Source organism: Xanthomonas sp. F10 (genome assembly GCF_014206815.1).
Classification (GTDB): Bacteria; Pseudomonadota; Gammaproteobacteria; order Xanthomonadales; family Xanthomonadaceae; genus Xanthomonas_A; species Xanthomonas_A indica.
The window spans coordinates 811,829-832,015 of the sequence record NZ_JACHNP010000002.1 but is presented as its reverse complement, the minus strand read 5'-3'; the positions used below and the strand labels follow the sequence as shown (position 1 = coordinate 832,015).

Genomic DNA, 20,187 nt, shown 5'->3' with positions numbered 1-20,187 from the left:
CGGCACAGCCCGGCCGACCGGTCGAATCGCGCGCCGATCAGGACGGCAGCGGCGCCGAGGGTGTCAGCAGCGCCTGCGCTTGCACGCGTTCCTGCGCGCCGGCCTGCAGATACTCGCGTGCGCACAGCGCCATGTCCCACAGCAGCATCGCCGTATGCCAGTGCGCCTGCGCCTGCGCGTCCTGGCGGTCGCCGGCCAGGACCGCATGGTGGCGCGCCGCGCGCATGGCCTGGTGGGCAACGCCAGGCAGGTCGCCGCGCGCGAGCCGGCGCAGCACCGCACGCACCCGCGGCCCCGGCGCGCCACCGGTCCGCGCCAGATCAAGCGCGTCGCTGCCCATGCCCAGCGCGCCGAGCAAGGCGGCCAGGTCGCGCTGCAGCGTCGCCTCCGGCAGCGCGGCGGCCAGGCCCAGGCGCGCGCGCATGCGATCGGCCATCAGGCCGAACCAGGCCCGTCGTTTCATGCGCCGCGGATGCAGCGCGATCGCCGCGAGATCGGCGTCGACCGAACGCCGCAGCCGGCGCACGTACCGCCCGGCCCCACTGGGCAGCAGCACGGTGAACATCAGCACGCCGATGCCGATCCCCAGCAAGAGCGTCAGCGCGCCATTGAACAGTTGCACCACACCGGTATTGGTGCCGTTGAGCGGCCCCACCAGATCGATGAAGAAGATCGAGCCGCTGGCCCCCAGCGCGGCGGTCGACGGCCGCCGCATCGCCAGGCCGGCCAGGATCAGGAACGGCGCCAGCACCACCACAAGCCCGGCGAAATCCTCCACCCATGGCAGCAGCCAGACGATGCACACGAAGGCCGCCAGCGCCGACAGCCCGGCGCCCTTGAGAAAGCCGAGACCGCCGGACACCGGATCGGGTCGGGTCGCATACAGCGCGCACACCACGCCAACGATGGTCACCATGCCCGAACCGGCACTCCAGCCGCTGTAGACCCAGAACAAGGACGCCGCCCCCACCGCCAGGAAGGCGCGCAGTGCGTTGTACGTCGCCTCGTGCAGGTCCCGATGGCGGCGTGTGGCGAAGCGGTGGCGCGACGGCCGGCCCTGTTCGAACGCGGCCTGTTCGTGCTGGCTGGCCTGCAGGTCGCGCACGATGTTGCGCGCGTGTTCCAGCGCGAAGGCACGGTCGAAGGCCTCGCGCCGATGCGCGCACAACCGGCGCAGGCGGCGATGGCGCTGCTCGAGCAGATCCAGTGCGGCGGCCAGTTGTTCCTGGCCAGGCAGCCGGCCCTCGGCGCGCTGCACCAACACATCGTGCACGCCGCGCAGCGCGCGCGAAGGCGCGCGTCCATCCAGGCCGACCCGGCACGATTGCGCCGCCGACAGTTGCGCCAGCATCAGGTAACTGATGTGCCGCAGGCGCCCGCCCAGCCGCGCGATCTCGCGCGAGCGCGCGGCGGCATAGTCGACCGCATCGTTGAGCGCCAACGCGCTGGCGAAGAAGCCGTGGATCTGCGTGCCGGTCGCCTCGCCGCGCAGCAGCCGCGCGGCCAGCGCGCTGCCCTGGCGCAGATACGCCTCCAGCCGCGCCTCCAGTGCCGGGCGCGGCGACGCCGGCGAGAAGATCGCCCCCATCGCGCCTTCGACCAGGATGCCGAGCAGGATCTCGGTGGCGCGCGCCACGGCGATGTCGAACACCTGCTGCGGATGGGCGGTGGAGGACATGCCCACGATCATCGCCGTGTAGCCGGCCAGCACCACGCCATAGCTGCGGAAGGCCGAGACCACGCTGGCCATGCCGGTGCACACGCCCAGCCACAGCGCCAGCGCGATCATGAACAAGGGCGGCGCCTGGCCGAACAGGCCCATCAGCACCACGGCCATGCCGGCCCCCACCAGCGTGCCGACGATGCGGTTGCGCGCCTTGACCACGCTCATGCCGCGGTCGGCCTGGGCCACGATGAAGACCGTCATCGCCGCCCACTTGGGGTCTTCCATCGAACACAGCAGCGCGATGGCCAGCGCCAGCAGCGCGGCGGCCGTGGTCCGCAGCGCAAACCACAACGCGGGCGAAGGACGGAAGCGGACCATCGACACCGGGTCGAAGCAGGGCAGGCGCATGGCCGTCATCGTAGAAGCAGATCGCCTGCGAGATAATGGCACCAGAGATGGATAGACTCTTGCCAGAAACGGAAGAAAACCGGCGCACCGACGGCGTCGACTTCGACAGCGTGCGGCTGTTCCTGCGCGTGGTCGAACACGGCAGCCTGACCGCCGCCGCGCGCCAGGCGCGGGTGCCGCTGACCAGCGTCAGCCGTCGCATCAAGGCGCTGGAACGGGCACTGGGCGTGCAACTGCTCCATCGCACCACCCGGCGGCTGGCGGTGTCCGAGGCCGGGCGCGCCTTCTATGCCAGTTGCGTGGAGGCCGAGCAGACCCTGCAGGATGCGGTGCAGGCCGCGCGCGACCTGCGCGCCCAGGCGCGCGGCACCCTGCGTGTGCTGGCTCCCTATGCGCTGGGCCTGCTGGTGCTGGAGCCGCAGCTGGCGCGATTCCGCCAGCGCCACCCGGGCGTGCAACTGGCGCTGACCTACGACGATCAGCCGCTGGACCTGCTCCGCCATGGCCTGGACGTTGCGGTCCATGTGGGGCCGCCGGTCCATTCCAGCTACGTGGCGCGGCCGTTGGGCGCCTCACGCGGCATCCTGGTGAGCAGCCCCGATTATCTGGCCCGCGCCGGCACGCCCGCCCACCCCAAGGAGCTCATCGGCCACGCCGTGCTCGCGGTCGGCGCGGATGCGCCGCTGGTCGCCTGGGCGTTGCGGCACAGCGCCGGCGAAGCGATCGAGCTGACCCTGCGGCCGGTGCTGATTTCAAGCGAATCGACCACGGTGATCCGCCAGGTCGCCCAAGGCGCCGGGATCGCCCTGCTATCCCAGCCGCTGGTCCAGTCGCGGCTGGACAAAGGCCAGCTGGTGCGCCTGCTTCCAGGCTGGCAGCGCTGGCCGGATCTGGAGATCACCGCGCTCTACCCCCGTCGTGCCACCCAGGAGCGCAAGGTCCGCGCCTTCGTCGATTTCCTGCTGGAGATCTTCGCCGATTGGCGCGTGTCCGATTGAAAGGCGACTCTCATCACCCGCCTCCGGCCCAGCGCGCCGGAGGCGAGTTGCCCGGTAGGAGCGGCTTCAGCCGCGATGGGCTGCCGGGAACGCCCCTGTCGCGGCTGAAGCCGCTCCTACAGGGCACTTCAGTGCGCTAAAGCCCCACAAGCAGGGTTGCAGACGCCCCATCGCGGCGAGGCTGCCGCGCGCTCAGGCCTGCGCCAGCGCCTGCCGCAGGTCGGCGAGCAGGTCGTCGATGTGCTCGATGCCCACCGACAGCCGCACCGTGTCCTCGCTGACCCCGCTGCGCTGCAACTCCTCGGGCGAAAGCTGGCGATGGGTGGTGGATGCCGGATGCGTGGCCAGCGACTTGGCGTCGCCGATGTTGACCAGGCGGGTGAACAGTTGCAGCGCGTCGAGGAAGCGCGCGCCGGCGGCGCGACCGCCGCGCAGGCCGAAGGTCAGCACGCCGGAGCCATGCCCGCGCAGGTACTTCTGCGCCAGCGCGTGTTCGGGATGGTCCGGCAGGCCGGCGTAGTTGACCCACTCCACCTTGGCTTCGCCCTGCAGGTGCCGCGCCAGCGCCAGGGTGTTCTGGTTGATCCGGTCCATGCGCAGCGGCAGCGTCTCGATGCCCTGCAGGATCTGGAACGCGTTGAACGGCGACAGCGCCGCGCCGGTGTTGCGCAGCGGCACCACCCGCGCACGACCGATGTAGGCGGCCTCGCCCAGCGCTTCGGTGTAGACCACGCCGTGGTAGCTCACGTCCGGCTCGTTGAGGCGGCGGAAGCGCTGCGCGTGCGCTGCCCACGGAAAGCGCCCGGAATCGACGATCGCCCCGCCCAGGCTGGTGCCGTGGCCGCCCAGGTACTTGGTCAGCGAATGCACCACGATGTGGGCGCCGAAGTCGAATGGCCGCAGCAGGTACGGTGTGGGCACGGTGTTGTCGACGATCAGCGGCACGCCGTGGGCGTGGGCGATGGCGGCCACCGCTTCCAGATCGGTGACGTTGCCGCGCGGATTGCCGATCGACTCGACGAAGATCGCCTTGGTGCGCGCGTCGATCAGCCCGGCGAATGCGCCGGGATCGCGGTAGTCGGCGAAGCGGGTCTGGATGCCGGACAGCGGCAGCGTATGCGCGAACAGGTTGTAGGTACCCCCGTACAGCGCGCTGGAGGAGACGATGTTGTCGCCGGCCTCGGCGATGGTCTGGATGGCGTAGGTCACCGCCGCCTGCCCAGAGGCCACCGCCAGCGCGCCGATGCCGCCTTCCAGCGCGGCGATGCGCTGCTCCAGCACATCGGTGGTGGGGTTCATGATGCGGCTGTAGATGTTGCCCTGCACTTTCAGGTCGAACAGGTCGGCGCCGTGCTGGGTGTCGTCGAAGGCGTAGGCCACGGTCTGGTAGATCGGCACCGCCACCGCGCGGGTGGTCGGATCGGGACGGTAGCCGCCGTGCACGGCGATGGTTTCCAGCTTCCAGTTCGGGTCGGACATGGGCGGCTCTCGGCAACGGGAGCGCAGACGATAGCGCCGCGCGCGGCGGCGAATGCAAACCTGCGGTTATGAGGCCATGCCGCGGGGTTGTCAGCGCTTCGGCAGCACCGCGGCCGCATGCCGGCCTCAGGCGTCGCCGAGCGCGCCCTCGGCGAACAGCCAGGTGCGCAATGCCGCGGCGTCGACATAGCGCTCGGCACGCAGGCCCAGGCCACGCGCGGCCTCGACATGGGCCGCCGTGTCATCGACGAACAACACCTGGTCGGCGGCCATCCCCAGCTGCGCCAGCGCATGCGTAAAGATCGCCGGTTCCGGCTTGATCGCGCCGACCTCGCTCGAATTCACCACCGCATCGAACGCATCGGCGATGCCGAGCGCCTGCAGATCGTGCGGCAGGCGCGAGGTGGCGTTGCTCAGCAGCACCACCGGCAGGCGCTGGCGCACCTCGCGCAGTAGCGCCAATACCGGCGCGTTGAGGCGCGCCGCCGTCGGCGCGGACCATGCGGCGACCAGCGCACTGGCGTCCGCAGCCGGGGCCAGCGCGGCGATGCGCGTGGCGACCTCGGCCAGCCAGTGCGCGTCGCTGGTGGCGCCACGGATCGCCGGCTCCAGCAGCGCCGGCGCAAAGGCCACCGCACGCAGGCTGCCCGGCGGCACCCCATGCGCGCGCTCCAGCGCGGCGTCGTCGTCTGGCCACAGGCGCAGCACGCCGTCCATGTCGATCAACAGCGCGCGCGCCGTGGGCGCGGCGGTGCGCGCCTGCGCGATGCGCCCCATCAGGCCTTCTCGAACACCAGCTTGCCACCCTCGGCCTCGACCCTGATGGTGTCGCCGCTGAGGAACTGGCCGGACAGGATCTGCTGCGCCAGCGGATTCTCCAGTTGCGCCTGGATCGCGCGCTTCAGCGGGCGCGCACCGTACACCGGGTCGAAACCGACATTGCCGAGCAGCTCCAGCGCGCGGTCGCTCAATTCGATCTTCAGGCCGCGCTCGGCCAGGCGCTTTTCCAGACCGTGCAACTGGATGCGCGCGATCGACTTGATCTGCGCCTTGTCCAGCGGATGGAACACCACGATGTCGTCCAGGCGGTTGATGAACTCCGGGCGGAAATGCGCCTGCACCACGCCCATCACCGCCGCCTTCATCTGCGTATAGGCCTCGGCGCTGCCGTCGCCGCTCAGTTCCTGGATCTGGTGCGAGCCCAGGTTGGAGGTCATCACGATGACGGTGTTGCGGAAGTCCACGGTGCGGCCCTGGCCGTCGGTGAGGCGACCGTCGTCGAGCACCTGCAGCAGGATGTTGAACACGTCGCTGTGCGCCTTCTCCACCTCGTCGAGCAGGATCAGCGAGTACGGCCGGCGCCGCACCGCCTCGGTGAGGTAGCCGCCTTCTTCATAACCCACGTAGCCCGGAGGCGCACCGATCAGACGCGCCACCGAGTGCTTCTCCATGAACTCGCTCATGTCGATGCGGATCATCGCGTCGCTGCTGTCGAACAGGAACTCGGCCAGCGCCTTGCACAGCTCGGTCTTGCCGACGCCGGTGGGGCCCAGGAACAGGAACGAGCCGCTCGGCCGGTTCGGATCGGACAGGCCGGCGCGCGAGCGGCGCACCGCGTCGGACACCACCTTGATCGCCTCTTCCTGGCCGACCACGCGCTGGTGCAGCTCGTCCTCCATGCGCAGCAGCTTGTCGCGCTCGCCCTCGAGCATCTTGTTGACCGGGATGCCGGTCCAGCGCGACACCACCTCGGCGATCTCCTCGGCGGTGACGCGGTCCTGCACCAGTTTGAAGTCGTGCTGTTCGGCTTCGTTGGCCGCGGCCAGCTGCTTCTCCAGGTTCGGCAGCAGGCCGTACTGGATCTCGCTCATCTTGGCGTAGTCCTGGCGCCGCTGCGCCGCCTCCAGCTCAACCCGCGCCTGCTCGATCTGCTCCTTGATCTTGGTCGCGCCCTGCAGCGCCGCCTTCTCCGAGCGCCACACCTCGTCCAGATCGGAGAACTCGCGCTCGAGCTTGTCGATGTCGCTCTCCAGGTCGGCCAGGCGCTGCCGCGAGGCCTCGTCCTTCTCCTTCTTCAGCATCTCGCGCTGGATCTTGAGCTGGATCAGGCGCCGTTCCAGGCGATCCAGTTCCTCCGGCTTGGAGTCGATCTCCATGCGGATGCGGCTGGCGGCCTCGTCCATCAGGTCGATGGCCTTGTCCGGCAGCTGGCGGTCGGTGATGTAGCGGTTGGACAGCGTGGCCGCGGCAACGATCGCCGGGTCGGTGATCTCCACGCCGTGGTGCACCGCGTAGCGCTCCTTGAGCCCGCGCAGGATGGCGATGGTGTCCTCCACGCTCGGCTCGCCGACGAACACCTTCTGGAAGCGCCGCTCCAGCGCCGCGTCCTTCTCGATGTACTTGCGGTACTCGTCCAGGGTGGTGGCGCCGATGCAGTGCAACTCGCCGCGCGCCAGCGCCGGCTTGAGCATGTTGCCCGCGTCCATGGCCCCATCGGCCTTGCCGGCGCCGACCATGGTGTGCAGTTCGTCGATGAACAGGATGATCTGGCCTTCGTTCTTGGCCAGGTCGTTGAGCACGCCCTTGAGCCGCTCCTCGAACTCGCCGCGGAACTTGGCGCCGGCGATCAGCGCGCCCATGTCCAGCGACAGCACGCGCTTGCCGCGCAGGCCTTCCGGCACCTCGCCGTTGACGATGCGCTGGGCCAGGCCCTCGACGATGGCGGTCTTGCCGACGCCGGGCTCGCCGATCAGCACCGGATTGTTCTTGGTGCGCCGCTGCAGCACCTGCACGGTGCGGCGGATCTCCTCGTCGCGGCCGATCACCGGATCGAGCTTGCCGCTCTCGGCACGCGCGGTGAGGTCGATGGTGTACTTCTCCAGCGCCTGGCGCTGTTCCTCGGCGTTCTCCGACTGCACGGTCTCGCCGCCGCGCAACTTGTCGATGGCGGCTTCGAGCTTCTTCTTGTCGGCGCCGGCCGCGCGCAGCGCCAGGCCCAGCGCACCGCTGTCGTCGGCCGCGGCCAGCACGAACCACTCGCTGGCGATGAACTGGTCGTTGTGCTGCTGCGCCAGCTTGTCGGTCTGGTTGAGCAGGCGGCTGAGGTCGTTGCCCATCGACAGGTTGCCGGGCTGGCCGCTGACCTTGGGCAGCTTGTCCAGCGCCTCGCCGAGCCGCTCGCGCAGTACCGGCACATTGACGCCGGCCTGCGCCAGCAACGGCCGGGTGCTGCCGCCGGCCTGGTCGAGCAGCGCGACGAACACGTGCACCGGCTCGATGATGGTGTGGTCGCGGCCCACGGCCAGCGACTGCGCGTCGGCCAGGGCCTGCTGGAAGCGCGAGGTGAGCTTGTCCATCCGCATCGAGAAGTCCTCTGAAGGAAAGGGCCGGCCGTGCCGGCATGCCAGCAAAATGCGGCTGGCCGTCCCTGTTTCAAGGCCGACGGCGCGTCTGTATACGCTTGGCAAGGCCGCCGCGACGCGGTGTGCCGGCCGTCGTGGCCGGGCACCGGCGGTCACACGCCGCTACCGGAACCGCAGTTACCCTCGGCGGCTATGTCCCCACGCGCAGGAGCCGCCATGCACTACGAGCTGTACTACTGGACCGGCATCCAGGGCCGCGGCGAGTTCGTGCGGCTGGCGCTGGAGGATGCCGGCGCCGGCTATCGCGATGTCGCCCGCGAGCAGGGCGACGCGGCGATGCAGCCCTTCCTCGACGGCGCCCACGCCGGTGCGCGGCCGTTCGCACCGCCGTTCCTCAAGGCCGGCCGGCTGGTGATCGCCCAGGTCGCCAACATCCTGCACTACCTCGGCCCACCGCTGGGCCTGGTGCCGGACAGCGAATCGCGGCGGCTGCAGGCGCTGCAATTGCAGTTGACCATCGCCGACCTGGTCGCCGAGGTCCACGACAGCCACCACCCCATCGCCAGCGGGCTGTACTACGAAGACCAGAAGGCCGAGGCGCAGCGCCGCGCCGAGGACCTGCGCAAGCAACGGCTGCCGAAGTTCCTGGGCTATTTCGAGCAGGTCCTGGACCAGGGCGGCGGCCGCCATGTGCTGCGCGAGCATTCCTACGTGGACCTGTCGCTGTTCCAGCTGATGAGCGGACTGGACTACGCCTTCCCCCAGGCAATGAAAAAACTGTCGCCGAAGCTGCCACGGCTGCGCGCGCTGCAGCAGCGCGTGTGCGAGCGCCCGGCGATCGCCGCCTACCTGGCGTCGCCGCGGCGCCTGCCGTTCAACGAGAACGGCATCTTCCGGCATTACCCGGAGCTGGATGGTTGAGCGGGGCGACGGCCTTGTCATTTACCGGAAGACCGCTGTCCCGGCAGGCTGGCAGATGACGAATAAAAGGGGTGCACCGAAGCATCGCGACTGTAGGAGCGGCTTCAGCCGCGATGGGCATTACCGGTAACGCCCGTCGCGGCTGAAGCCGCTCCTACAAGGACAAAAAGCCCGCAGGCGCGGCCACGTGACGCGGCACGCGCCTCGCGTCCGGCTCAGGTCCGAGTCAGCGCCTCGCGCACCGCACGCAATTGCGCCTTCACCGCCGCGGCCTGGATCGGGCCCATGCGCAGCAGCGCCTTCTGCCCGATCGACAGCGACTCCAGCGCCGGATCCACGAAGCGGTACTTGCCGCGCACCGGGTCGACCTCCACTGCGAGCGGCGCCGTCGGCGTCGGGGTCTGCAGCAGGTGGTCGATCACCTGCACCAGGCGGTCGTTGAAGTAGCCCTGCGGATAGCCCAGTTCCACGTAGGCTTGCTGGAACAGCGGATAGAAGCGCCGGTAGGCCGCCACCGCCGTACCCGGATCGGCCCGGGTGAACGCCTCCACGTAGGGCGCGTAACGCTGCGCATTGGCGTCGGCGATGACGCTGGCGCCGCTGGCATCGGTGCTCACCTGCAGCTCGCCCGGCACCGGCTTGAGTGCCAGCGCGCGCGCGGTGACGCGGCGCTGGGTCAGGTTGTCGACCATGGTCACCAGGCGCTGGATCAGGTGGTCGCGCAGCAGCAGCGCCAGCGGCGCGTCGCCGCCGGCCAGCGTGCTCAGCGCCGCCCAGGCCGCGTCGTCGCTGGCGGCCAGCGCCGGAATCGCCGCGTCGGCGGCTTCCGCGGCATCGATGGGGTGCTGGATCGGCGGCGGCGCTGCAGCCGCGGCCGGCGCGTCGGGTGTGGCAGGCGGGGCCACGGCGGAGGGCGGCGCGACCGCTGCAGGCGCCGGCGCGGCGGCGGGCCACAGCGCCGCGATGTTGTCGCGGAACAACCACGCCGCGGCGGCGGCCACCAGCACGGCGACCAGGATCCACGGCCAGAACGAATGACGCGGCTGCATGGGATGCACATCTCCATCGGACAATGGAGGTGTGACCGCGGTGGCGTGTGCCGGTTCCAGCATGGGACGGCTGGCGTTCAGTCTCGACGCACCTCACCGGGAGAGCACCGACTACTGCGCATCGGCGCGCCATGAGCGTCGCGGGCCTGCGACACCTATTTCATGCCACAGGCCGCAGGCGCGCGCGGCGGCGCGGGAATGTCAGCAGACCCTGGCGGTGGTGCCAGCGGAACGGCACCACCGCCGCCGCGCGATCGAGCGGCGGTCGCGCGACCTCACGCGAGACGGCTCGTCCACCGCAGCAGCGCTCACTCCACCAGCACCGCGCGCGGCTTCTGCAGCGACAGCAGACCGAGCAAGGCAGCGAGCACCAGATAGCCGCCGACGAACTGCCAGGCGATCAGCTTCGGCACGCCGCTCAGCGTCCATGGCAGGTACAGGCCGCCGCGCGGGTCCACCGAATGGATCAGCCCGAACAAGGTCAGCCCAGCCGCCACCAGCAGGAACGCCGCGGCGCGACGCAGGCGGCCGTCGACCATCGCCGCCACCGTGGCGATCCACAGCATCGCGGTGATGATGAAGCCGTTGCCCAGGGTCAGGATCACCGCCAGCTCCGGCAGGCCGTGGCCGTCCAGGGTGGTGGTGAGCTTGGCCAGTTGGTCCGGGGCGATCCAGCCCGGCGCCTTGATTGCCAGCAGGTAGGCCACCGACGGCAGGAAGCCCAGCACCATCGCCCCGGCGTGGCGCTTGGGCGTGGCCTGGAAGGCCTGGGTGGTGATGTCGATGGCGACGTAGACGATGATCGGCGCCAGCACCGCCATCGGCAGCCATTGCACCAGGCCGGCGACCAGCCCGAGCATGCCGCCCAGGCCGATGAACAGCCCGGTGAGCAGGGTGTAGCCGCTGCGCGCGCCCATGTGCTTGTAGGCCGGCTGGCCGATGTAGGGCGTGGTCTGGGCGACGCCGCCGCAGACGCCGGCGATCAGGGTCGCGCCGGCCTCGACCAGCAGGATGTCGCGGGTGCGGTAGTCGTCGCCGGCGGCGCGCGCGCTTTCGCTGACGTTGATGCCGCCCACCACCATCAGCAGGCCGAACGGCAGCAGCAGCGGCAGCAGCGGCACCGTGTCGGCCAAGCCGGCGACGAAGCCCAGGCTCGGCCAGGGCAGCACCAGTTGCGGCGCGATCCACTGCGGCGCCTGGTGACCGGGAATGCCGATCCCCGCCGCATTGGCCCAGTAGTACAGGCCGGTACCCAATGCCAGCGCCACGGGCACCCCGGGCAGGCGCCAGGGCAGCCGCCCCTTGGCGATCAGCACGTACAGCAGCAGGCCCAGCACCACCAGCCCGACCAGCGGCGTGCGCAGCGTCTCCAGCAGCGGCAGGAAGCCCATCAGCACGATGGCGATGCCGGCGATGGAGCCGAGCAGCGCGGCGCGGGGCAAGGCGCGGGTCACCGCGTCGCCGAAGAACGACAGCACGGTCTTCAGCGCGCCCATCACGACCAGCGACGCCATGCCCAGGTGCCAGGTGGCCAGCGCCGCGGCCTGCGGGTCCAGGCCCTGCTGCTTGTAGCGCACGAACGCCGGGCCGAGCACCAGCAGCGCCATGCCGATGCTGGTCGGCGCGTCCAGGCCCAGCGGCATCGCGGTGACGTCGCTGCGGCCGCTGCGCGCGGCCAGCCGCCGCGCCATCCAGGTGTACAGCAGGTTGCCGACCAGCACGCCGAAGGCGGTGCCGGGAATCATCCGGGTGTAGATGACCTCGGCGGGGAACTGGAAGAGGCCGACCAGCGCCAGGGTGATGAAGCCGAGGATCGACAGGTTGTCGACCACCAGGCCGAAGAAGCCGTTGAGGTCGCCGGCGACGAACCAGCGCAGGCGCGGCGAAACGGGAGCGGGACTGGACATGCGGGCAGTGGCGGCGTGGGGAGTCGAGGGATGGTAAGGGGAAGCGGCACCGGCGGATCGGTGCACGCGCAGGATGCGGTTTTCCGGAGGCAGCGCGCCGCTACGGCGACAGCTCCAGATGCAGGAACTGGTTGAACGCGCTCGGCACGTAATCGCCGAACGCCGGCCCGTTGCGGAAGCCGCGTCGGCGATACAACGCCAGCGCCGGCTCGAACGCCGCGCCGCTGCCGGTCTCCAGGCTCAGCCGTTGCAGGCCTTCGGCACGGGCGAGCGCGATCAGGTGGTCGAGCAGCGCCGCGGCCGCGCCCTGGCGCAGGAACGCCGGATGCGTGCGCATCGACTTCAGTTCGCCGCCGCCCGCGTCCGGCACGCGTAGCGCGCCGACTGCGGCCAGCGCGTCGTCGCGCCACACGCTCCACACCCGCACCTGCGGCTGCCGCAGACCGGACAGATCCAGCGCGTACACGCTGCCCGGCGGCGACTGCGCATGCATCTGCTGCACGTGGTACTCCAGCAACCCGCGCACCGCCGGATCGTCGAGATCACCGGGCCGGATCACGAACGACCCCACCGTCACCGTAGCGCTCCGCCTTTGCGAATCCCCGCTTTCCACAGCCGAACGGCTGGTCATCCCCACTCCCGAATCCCCGCAGTCAAAACGACACGTCCACCGCCAGCCGCGCCCACAGCACCGACTGGTGCCCGGTGGCCTGCTTCCACGCCAGCCGGATCGCCTCGATGTCGGCCCGGCGCTGCGGGGTGTCCTCGTGCAGGATCACCAGCACCTTGGTGTTGAGCCGGTTCGGTTCCTTGGCGCCGCGGAACAGCCATTGGCCGTAGGCATCGAACACGGTCAGGCCATCGGGAAAGCGCGGCGTGACCTCCTTGTCCAGGAACGCGCGCCAGCGCGCCTCGCTGATCGGCTCGGCCTGCGGGCGGTCGGCCGGGCCGCTCTCCTCGCCCACGCCGAAGTACAGCTCGCTGCGCACCCAGCCGCTGGCCTGCGCCGGCCGCGCTGCATCGCCCTGCATGGTCGCGCTGACCTTGCTCGGCGCGGTCGGCTTGGACGGCGCGACGCTGGCGCACGCGCTCAGGGCCAGGAGGACGGCGATCAACGGGGCACGCAGCAGCATCGGCAGGATCTCGGTGGGAACGGAAAGGGAACGGGCGATCGTAGGCCAGGCGCGGTCCGGACCCGGATAACCGGCGGGCATGAGCTCATGCCCGACAGCACCGAACACGCGGCTCGCACATCGCCTTAACGTCGGGCTAATATATCGCTTCATCCGGATGGATGCAGCAACCTTTGCCGACCCCAGTCGCCGCCACGGCCGGCGCGGCCGGTCTTGATGGTCATCGTTTCAGGAGAGAACCCCCATGTCGTCCCCGTTCGTCAGGCCGTTGAGCCTGGCCGTCGCCCTGGCCCTGGCGGCCCCCGCCCTCGCCCAGGACGCCGCCCCCGCCACCGCGACCAATCTGGACACGGTGATCGTCACTGGCACCCGCGCCAGCGGCCGCACCGTGCTCGAATCCACCGCCCCGGTGGACGTGCTCAGCGCCGAGGACATCCGCAAGGCCGGCGTGGTCAACGGCGAACTCGGCAGCGCGCTGCAGGCGCTGCTGCCCTCCTTCAACTTCCCGCGCCAGTCCAACTCCGGCGGCGCCGACCACGTGCGCGCCGCGCAGTTGCGCGGGCTCTCGCCCGATCAGGTACTGGTGCTGGTGAACGGCAAGCGCCGCCACACCTCGGCGCTGGTCAACACCGACAGCAAGATCGGCAAGGGCACCACGCCGGTGGACTTCAACGCCATCCCGATCAGCGCGATCAAGCGCATCGAGGTGCTGCGCGACGGCGCCGGCGCGCAGTACGGCTCGGACGCGGTGGCCGGGGTGATCAACGTGATCCTCGACGACGACCCGGACAGCGGTGCGCTGGAAGCCAGCTACGGCGCCAACCACACCGACGTCAAGCCGATCCACCGCACCCTCACCGACGGCCAGACCGGCTACGCCAGCGGCAAGGTCGGCACGCGCCTGGGCGAGGACGGCGGCTTCTTCAAGGTCGGCCTGGAACTGAAGAACCACGAGGCCACCAACCGTGCCGGCTTCGACCAGATCCCCTCGTTCGAGGAACAGACCCCGGCCAACCTGGCACTGGCCGGCAAGCGCAACTACGCGCTCGGCGACGGCGCCAGCAAGGATCTCGACGCCTGGCTCAACGGCAAGCTGCCGTTCGGCCAGGGCAGCGAGGTCTACGCCTTCGGCACCTACAACCAGCGCGACACGCGGGGCGACAACTACTTCCGCTACCCCGACGGCGCCGCCAACTGGACCCAGGTGTATCCACAGGGCTACCGCCCGGTGTCGCTGGGCGAGAACCGCGACCTGCAGGCCGTGCTCGGCGCGCGCGGGCAGTGGGGCGAATGGGCCTACGACGCCAGCCTCGACTACGGCCGCAACGACTTCACCTACCGGCTCAAGCACTCGCTCAACGCCTCGCTGGGCCCGGGCAGCCCGACCCGCTTCAAGACCGGCGACTACGCCTTCGAACAGGGCGTGGCCGACCTCGACCTGAGCCGCAGCTTCGACGCCGCCGGCGCCACCCACACCCTGGGCACCGGCGTGGAACTGCGCCGCGAGCACTACCGCACCCGTCCGGGCGACCCGGCCAGCTACGCCGCCGGTCCCTACACCGACCGCCCCACCGGCGCCCAGGCCGGCGGCGGCCTGACCCCGCAGGATGCCGCCGATCTGTCGCGCAACGTCGCCAGCGTCTACGCCAGCGTGTCCAGCCAGTTCGGGGACAAGCTCTCCACCGACCTGGCCGCGCGCTACGAGCACTACCAGGACTTCGGCGGCGAACTGACCGGCAAGCTGGCCGCGCGCTACGAGTTCGTCCCGGCGTTCGCCCTGCGCGGCGCGATCTCCAACAACTTCCGCGCGCCGTCGCTGAGCCAGATCGGCTACGAAGCCAGTTCCACCGGCTACAACGCCAACGGCCAGTTGCTGCAGGGCCGCCTGCTCTCGGTCGACAACCCGATCGCGCAGGCGCTGGGCGCCCGCACGCTGCAGCCGGAAAAGTCGCGCAACTACAGCCTGGGCTTCACCAGCCGCGTCGGCAGCCACTTCGACCTGTCGCTGGACCTGTTCCAGATCGACATCGACAAGCGCATCGCGCTGTCGGAAAGCATCGACGGCGACGCCCTGACCGACTTCGTCGCGCAGCGCTTCGGCATCGCCGGCCTGCAGAGCGCCAGCTTCTTCGTCAACGCCGCCGACACCCGCACCCGCGGCGCCGAACTGGTCAGCAACTGGCGGCAGGCACTGGGCGATGGCCAACTGCAGCTGACCGGCACCTGGAGCTACGCCAAGACCGAGCTGGAGAACGTGGTGGCCACGCCGGCGCAGCTGCTGGCGCTGAATCCGGACTACGTGCTGTTCGGCGTGGAAGAGCGCAACACCCTGACCGAAGCGACCCCACGCACCCGCGCGCAACTGGCGGCGAACTGGAGCGATGCGCGCTGGTCGCTGCAGACCCGCGTCACCCGCTACGGCAGCGCCACCCGCGTGTTCGACTTCGGCGGCGGCTTCGTCCCGGAGCAGACCTACAGCGCCAAGTGGCAACTCGACGCCGAGGTCGAATACCACCTCACCCCGCAGTGGAGCGTGGCGGTGGGCGGACAGAACCTCACCGACACCTACGCCGACCGCTCCAAGCCGGACATCGCCTACTTCGGCAACCTGCCCTACGACGTGCTCTCGCCGATCGGCAGCAACGGTGCTTATTACTACGGCCGGGTGCGGTACACCTTCTGACGGAGGGGGCCGGGATTGGGGAGTCGGGGTTCGGGATTCGTAGAAGCGGTGCGTCCGCACTCGTGGAGCGCTACCCAATCCCGAATCTCCATTCCCCAATCCCGGCATCTGCAGAGGGCCGGGATTCGGGAGTCGGGATTGGGGATTCGCAAAAGCGGTGCGTCGGCACTCGTGAAACGCCACCCGATCCCGAATCCCGAATCCCCAATCCCGTCATCTGCAGACAGCCACAGCCGCTGGACGCCCGCTTTTACGAATCCCCAATCCCCACTCCCGAATCCCCGCCCCAATCCACCTGACGCTAACGCTGTCCCGTTCATCATGAACAGATGGCAGACGCGCTCCCCCTCCGACCGCCGCCGCCGCGCCTGGACGATGCCTGCGCATTGTTCCTGGACGTGGACGGCACTCTCATCGCCTTTGCCGAACGCCCCGACCAGGTGCAGTTGCTGCCCGAGGTGCGTGAGGCGATCGGCCGCCTCCATCAGCGCCTCGGTGGCGCAGTGGCCTTGGTCAGCGGACGTCCGCTGACGCAACTGGACGCCCTGTTCGCGCCGCTGCGGCTGCCGGCCGCCGGCCTGCACGGCCACGAGTTGCGCAGCGACGCCGACGCGCAGGCGGCGATGCCCGCCGATACCTCGCAGTTTCTGCATGCGCTGCATGCGCGCGCCGCGCACCTGCGCCAGGCGCATCCGGGCGTGCTGGTCGAGGACAAGGGCGCCAGCGTGGCGCTGCACTGGCGCGCGGCGCCGAGCGCCGCCGAGGCGGTGCTTGGGTTCGCCCACGCCCAGATCGCCGACCTGCCCGGCTACCGCCTGCAGCCCGGCGATCACGTGGTCGAGTTCGTGCCCGAAGGCAGCGACAAGGGCGTGGCGTTGACCACGCTGCTGCAGCAACCGCCGTTCCGGGGGCGCCGCCCGGTGTTCGTCGGCGACGATCTCACCGACGAATTCGGCTTCGCCGCGGCCAACCAGGCCGGCGGCTGGAGCGTGCTGGTCGGCAGCCGCGCCGACAGCGTCGCCACCTATGCGCTGCCCGATCCACGCGGCGTACACGCCTGGCTGCGCGATAACGCCGGATGAGGGCGCCGCCGCGCCCGCCTGGTTCCGTCCCGTGGCCGCTTCCCCCACTGCTTCCGCACAAGGATCCGTCCGTTCCATGAGTTCCCCCAATCTCGACCTCGGCGTCATCGGCAACGGCAGCTTCGGCGCCCTGATCGACAAACGGGCCAGCGTGGTGTGGAGCTGCCTGCCGGCCTTCGACGGCGACCCGGCGTTCTGCGCCCTGCTGTCGCCGCGCGCGCATCCCGGCGGCGATTTCAGCATCGAGCTGGAAGACTTCGTCGACAGCGACCAGCACTACCTGGCCAATACCGCGATCCTGCGCACGGTGCTGCGCGATGCCCACGGCGGCGCGGTGGAGGTGATCGACTTCGCGCCGCGCTGGCGCAACCACGGCCGCTTCTACCGCCCGGTCAGCATCATCCGCCAGGTGCGGCCGCTGGCCGGCAACCCGCGCATCCGCGTGCGCGCACGGCCGCTGGCGGACTGGGGCGCGCGCCAGCCGGAGAGCACCTGGGGCAGCAACCACGTGCGCTGGCTGTTGCCGGACTTCACCCTGCGCCTGACCACCGACGTGCCGGTGCGCTTCATCCGCGACGAGTTGCCGTTCGTGCTTGCCCACCCGGTCAACCTGATGCTGGGCGTGGACGAATCGCTGACCCGCTCGCTGACCGGCTACATCCAGGAAGCGCAGGAGCGCACCGAGGAATACTGGCGCGAGTGGGTGCGCTACCTGTCGGTGCCGCTGGACTGGCAGGACGCGGTGATCCGCAGCGCCATCACCCTGAAGCTGTGCCAGTACGAGGACAGCGGCGCGATCATCGCGGCGATGACCACCTCCATTCCGGAAGCGCCGGACACCCCGCGCAACTGGGACTATCGCTACTGCTGGCTGCGCGACGCCGCCTTCGTGGTGCGCGCGCTGAACCGGCTCGGCGCCACCCGCACCATGGAGCAGTTCCTCGGCTACATCTTCAACATCGCCACCACCGACGGCAGCCTGCAGCCGCTGTACGGCATCGGCTTCGAGGCCGCGCTGGAGGAACACGAGGTCGAGTCGCTGGCCGGCTACCGCGGCATGGGCCCGGTGCGGCGCGGCAACCTGGCCTGGATCCAGAAGCAGCACGACGTGTACGGCAGCGTGGTGCTGGCCTCCACCCAACTGTTCTTCGACCTGCGCCTGAAGGACCCCGGCGACACCCACACCTTCCTGCGCCTGGAACCACTGGGCGAGCGCGCCTTCGCGCTGCACGACGTGCCCGACGCCGGCCTGTGGGAGTTCCGCGGCCGCGCCGAGGTGCACACCTACACCAGCGCGATGTGCTGGGCCGCCTGCGACCGCCTGGCCAAGATCGCCGCGCGGCTGGGCCTGGAGGAGCGCGTGGCGCACTGGCGCGAGCGCGCCGACCGCATCCACGCACGCGTGCTGGCCGAGGCCTGGAGCGCGGAACTGGGGCACTTCACCGACACCTTCAACGGCCACCGGCTGGACGCCTCGTTGCTGCTGTTGGCCGACATCGGCTTCATCGCCCCGGACGACCCGCGCTTCATCGCCACGGTCGAGGCGATCGGCCGCGATCTCAAGCATGGCGATGCGCTGTACCGCTACGTGGCGCCGGACGATTTCGGCGAACCGGAGACCAGCTTCACCATCTGCACGTTCTGGTACATCGACGCGCTGGCCGCGATCGGCCGCAAGGACGAGGCGCGCGAGCTGTTCGAGCGCATCCTCGCCCGACGCAATCACCTGGGCCTGCTGTCGGAGGATCTGGCCTTCGACAACGGCGAAGCCTGGGGCAATTTCCCGCAAACCTATTCGCATGTCGGCCTGATCATCGCCGCCATGCGTTTGTCGCGCAGTTGGCAGGAGGCATCATGAGCAGACTGGTCGTGGTATCCAACCGTGTGGCACTGCCCGGCGAGAACCGCGCCGGCGGCCTGGCGGTGGGCTTGCTGGCGGCGCTGAAGGAACGCGGCGGCGTCTGGTTCGGCTGGAGCGGAAAGACCGTGCGCGGCGACAGCGGCGCAATGCACGAGCAGACCCAGGGCGACATCCGCTTCGTCACCATGGATCTGAATCGCGCCGACCTGGACGCGTACTACAACGGCTTCGCCAACCGCACGCTGTGGCCGTTGCTGCACTTCCGCCTGGACCTGGTCGACTACGACCGCGCCACCCGCGAGGGCTATCGCCGGGTCAACGCCATGTTCGCCGACAAGCTCGCGCCGATGCTGCGCGAGGACGACACGGTGTGGATCCACGACTATCACCTGATCCCGCTGGCCTCGCTGCTGCGCGAGCGCGGCATCGGCTGTCGCATCGGCTTCTTCCTGCACGTGCCGTTCCCCTCGGCCGACCTGATCCAGGCGCTGCCGGACCACGCACGGCTGTTCTCCGGCTTCTACGCCTACGACCTGATCGGCTTCCAGACCCGCCGCGACGTCGACCGTTTCCAGGCCTACGTGCGCCTGTTCGGCGGCGGCAAGGTGATCAAGGACGGCGTGCTGGAAGCGCCGGGCGGCCGCCGGTTCCGCGCGGCCATGTTCCCGATCGGCATCGACACCGAACTGATCGCGCAGCAGGCGCGCGCGGCGATGTCCAAGCCGGCGGTGCGCGACCTGCGCAGCAGCCTGCGCGACCGCCAGCTGGCGATCGGCGTGGACCGGCTGGACTACTCCAAGGGCCTGCCGGAACGCTTCCTCGGCTTCGAGCGCTACCTGGAGCGGCATGCGGACCAGCGCGGCAGCCTCACCTACCTGCAGATCGCGCCGGTCTCGCGCGGCGACGTCACCGAGTACAAGCAGCTGCGCAACCAGCTCGAGCAGATCGCCGGCCACATCAACGGCGGCCATGCCGAGCCGGACTGGACCCCGCTGCGCTACGTCAACCGCAACTTCACCCACGCCACCCTGACCGGCTTCTATCGCGCCGCGCAGGTCGGCCTGGTGACGCCGCTGCGCGACGGCATGAACCTGGTGGCCAAGGAATACGTGGCCGCGCAGGACCCGGAGAATCCCGGCGTGCTGGTGCTGTCGCTGCTGGCCGGCGCCGCCGACGAACTGAAGGAAGCGCTGCTGGTCAATCCGCACGACCTGGACGGCGTCGCCGACGCCATCGCCACCGGCGCGTCGCTGCCCAAGGCCAAGCGCATCGAACGCTGGCAGGCGATGATGGATCACCTGCGCAAGCACGACATCAACGCCTGGCGCCAGCGCTACCTGCAGGCGCTGGAAAGCCTGCGCTAGCGGCGGCATAGGCTTCGTCCGACGTGGCGCGCACAAAGCCTGCGCGCGCCGCGATCCTGGCTCACTACGTCGTCATGCGGCGTCCGCCACTGCGCGGCATGACGCAGTGTTCCGCGTGCCATCACGGCCCGACGACCTGCACCGCCTAAAATAGCCCGCACGCGCCGCGCCGATTCCCGCCGCTTTCCGAATACGCGGCAGCGCGGTCGCTGCCTTGCGATGCGCGCCGCGGTTGCGGCCCCGCCCTCGCCTCCCCCTCCACGATCCGCCTGCA

The 20,187-nt window shown here is 70.1% G+C and carries 14 protein-coding genes; 6 read left to right on the top strand and 8 right to left on the bottom strand.

Annotated elements, in window-relative coordinates; translation table 11 throughout:
- Window positions 1-37: 37 nt before the first annotated feature.
- Entirely contained in the window at window positions 38-2,074 is a 2,037-nt protein-coding gene (locus FHR56_RS14995) for an FUSC family protein (protein ID WP_160948378.1), read from the bottom strand.
- Window positions 2,075-2,121: 47 nt separating this feature from the next.
- Here FHR56_RS14995 and FHR56_RS14990 point away from each other — a divergent pair, with 47 nt between their 5' ends.
- Entirely contained in the window at window positions 2,122-3,072 is a 951-nt protein-coding gene (locus tag FHR56_RS14990) for a LysR family transcriptional regulator (RefSeq protein ID WP_184502658.1), read from the top strand.
- A gap of 192 nt (window positions 3,073-3,264) precedes the next feature.
- On the opposite strand, the gene FHR56_RS14985 is transcribed toward FHR56_RS14990, so the two are convergent.
- The 3 genes from FHR56_RS14985 to clpB all read right to left on the bottom strand — a co-directional run bounded on the left by FHR56_RS14985 (window position 3,265) and on the right by clpB (window position 7,913).
- Window positions 3,265-4,551 carry an O-acetylhomoserine aminocarboxypropyltransferase/cysteine synthase family protein gene (locus FHR56_RS14985; RefSeq protein WP_160948379.1) on the bottom strand — a complete coding sequence of 429 codons (1,287 nt, stop codon included), beginning with the start codon at window positions 4,549-4,551 and terminating at the stop codon, window positions 3,265-3,267.
- Between the two features lie 126 nt (window positions 4,552-4,677).
- Window positions 4,678-5,328: an HAD-IA family hydrolase gene (locus tag FHR56_RS14980; RefSeq protein ID WP_160948380.1), complete on the bottom strand. Its 651-nt coding sequence runs from the start codon at window positions 5,326-5,328 to the stop codon at window positions 4,678-4,680.
- Window positions 5,328-7,913, bottom strand: a complete 2,586-nt coding sequence (gene clpB, locus FHR56_RS14975) for an ATP-dependent chaperone ClpB (protein WP_160948381.1) — start codon at window positions 7,911-7,913, stop codon at window positions 5,328-5,330. The genes FHR56_RS14980 and clpB overlap by 1 nt, the downstream gene beginning before the upstream one ends.
- Window positions 7,914-8,129: 216 nt before the next feature.
- On the opposite strand from clpB, the gene FHR56_RS14970 reads away from it, so the two are divergent.
- Window positions 8,130-8,834, top strand: coding sequence for a glutathione S-transferase (locus tag FHR56_RS14970; protein WP_160948382.1), 705 nt, complete (start codon window positions 8,130-8,132; stop codon window positions 8,832-8,834).
- A 215-nt stretch (window positions 8,835-9,049) separates the two neighbouring features.
- On the opposite strand, the gene FHR56_RS14965 is transcribed toward FHR56_RS14970, so the two are convergent.
- The 4 genes from FHR56_RS14965 to FHR56_RS14950 all read right to left on the bottom strand — a co-directional run bounded on the left by FHR56_RS14965 (window position 9,050) and on the right by FHR56_RS14950 (window position 12,923).
- Window positions 9,050-9,883, bottom strand: a complete 834-nt coding sequence (locus tag FHR56_RS14965; RefSeq protein ID WP_184502657.1) for a DUF3014 domain-containing protein — start codon at window positions 9,881-9,883, stop codon at window positions 9,050-9,052.
- Window positions 9,884-10,191: 308 nt separating this feature from the next.
- Window positions 10,192-11,790: a hypothetical protein gene (locus FHR56_RS14960; protein ID WP_160948384.1), complete on the bottom strand. Its 1,599-nt coding sequence runs from the start codon at window positions 11,788-11,790 to the stop codon at window positions 10,192-10,194.
- A 100-nt stretch (window positions 11,791-11,890) separates the two neighbouring features.
- Entirely contained in the window at window positions 11,891-12,367 is a 477-nt protein-coding gene (locus FHR56_RS14955) for a GNAT family N-acetyltransferase (RefSeq protein WP_160948385.1), read from the bottom strand.
- Window positions 12,368-12,443: 76 nt separating this feature from the next.
- Window positions 12,444-12,923: a DUF3574 domain-containing protein gene (locus FHR56_RS14950; RefSeq protein ID WP_160948386.1), complete on the bottom strand. Its 480-nt coding sequence runs from the start codon at window positions 12,921-12,923 to the stop codon at window positions 12,444-12,446.
- Between the two features lie 244 nt (window positions 12,924-13,167).
- Between FHR56_RS14950 and FHR56_RS14945 the strand changes: the two genes are divergently transcribed.
- From FHR56_RS14945 to otsA, 4 genes are all read left to right on the top strand, one after another.
- Complete coding sequence (locus FHR56_RS14945) at window positions 13,168-15,606, top strand: TonB-dependent receptor (RefSeq protein ID WP_184502656.1); 2,439 nt, start codon at window positions 13,168-13,170, stop codon at window positions 15,604-15,606.
- 329 nt (window positions 15,607-15,935) lie between these two features.
- Window positions 15,936-16,688: a trehalose-phosphatase gene (gene otsB, locus FHR56_RS14940; protein WP_160948494.1), complete on the top strand. Its 753-nt coding sequence runs from the start codon at window positions 15,936-15,938 to the stop codon at window positions 16,686-16,688.
- A 76-nt stretch (window positions 16,689-16,764) separates the two neighbouring features.
- A complete protein-coding gene (locus FHR56_RS14935) occupies window positions 16,765-18,546 on the top strand; it encodes a glycoside hydrolase family 15 protein (RefSeq protein WP_160948495.1) in 1,782 nt (593 codons plus the stop codon).
- Window positions 18,543-19,913 (top strand): alpha,alpha-trehalose-phosphate synthase (UDP-forming), encoded by a 1,371-nt coding sequence (otsA, locus tag FHR56_RS14930; RefSeq protein WP_160948496.1) that lies wholly within the window; start codon window positions 18,543-18,545, stop codon window positions 19,911-19,913. The genes FHR56_RS14935 and otsA overlap by 4 nt, the downstream gene beginning before the upstream one ends.
- Window positions 19,914-20,187: the final 274 nt, after the last annotated feature.

Coding starts and splice junctions, on each gene's coding strand:
- FHR56_RS14985 (WP_160948379.1), bottom strand. CDS start 4,551: ATGTCCGACCCGAACTGGAAGCTGGAAACCATCGCCGTGCACGGCGGC.
- FHR56_RS14995 (WP_160948378.1), bottom strand. CDS start 2,074: ATGCGCCTGCCCTGCTTCGACCCGGTGTCGATGGTCCGCTTCCGTCCT.
- clpB (WP_160948381.1), bottom strand. CDS start 7,913: ATGCGGATGGACAAGCTCACCTCGCGCTTCCAGCAGGCCCTGGCCGAC.
- FHR56_RS14945 (WP_184502656.1), top strand. CDS start 13,168: ATGTCGTCCCCGTTCGTCAGGCCGTTGAGCCTGGCCGTCGCCCTGGCC.
- FHR56_RS14970 (WP_160948382.1), top strand. CDS start 8,130: ATGCACTACGAGCTGTACTACTGGACCGGCATCCAGGGCCGCGGCGAG.
- FHR56_RS14950 (WP_160948386.1), bottom strand. CDS start 12,923: ATGCTGCTGCGTGCCCCGTTGATCGCCGTCCTCCTGGCCCTGAGCGCG.
- otsB (WP_160948494.1), top strand. CDS start 15,936: ATGGCAGACGCGCTCCCCCTCCGACCGCCGCCGCCGCGCCTGGACGAT.
- FHR56_RS14990 (WP_184502658.1), top strand. CDS start 2,122: ATGGATAGACTCTTGCCAGAAACGGAAGAAAACCGGCGCACCGACGGC.
- FHR56_RS14980 (WP_160948380.1), bottom strand. CDS start 5,328: ATGGGGCGCATCGCGCAGGCGCGCACCGCCGCGCCCACGGCGCGCGCG.
- FHR56_RS14965 (WP_184502657.1), bottom strand. CDS start 9,883: ATGCAGCCGCGTCATTCGTTCTGGCCGTGGATCCTGGTCGCCGTGCTG.
- otsA (WP_160948496.1), top strand. CDS start 18,543: ATGAGCAGACTGGTCGTGGTATCCAACCGTGTGGCACTGCCCGGCGAG.
- FHR56_RS14935 (WP_160948495.1), top strand. CDS start 16,765: ATGAGTTCCCCCAATCTCGACCTCGGCGTCATCGGCAACGGCAGCTTC.
- FHR56_RS14960 (WP_160948384.1), bottom strand. CDS start 11,790: ATGTCCAGTCCCGCTCCCGTTTCGCCGCGCCTGCGCTGGTTCGTCGCC.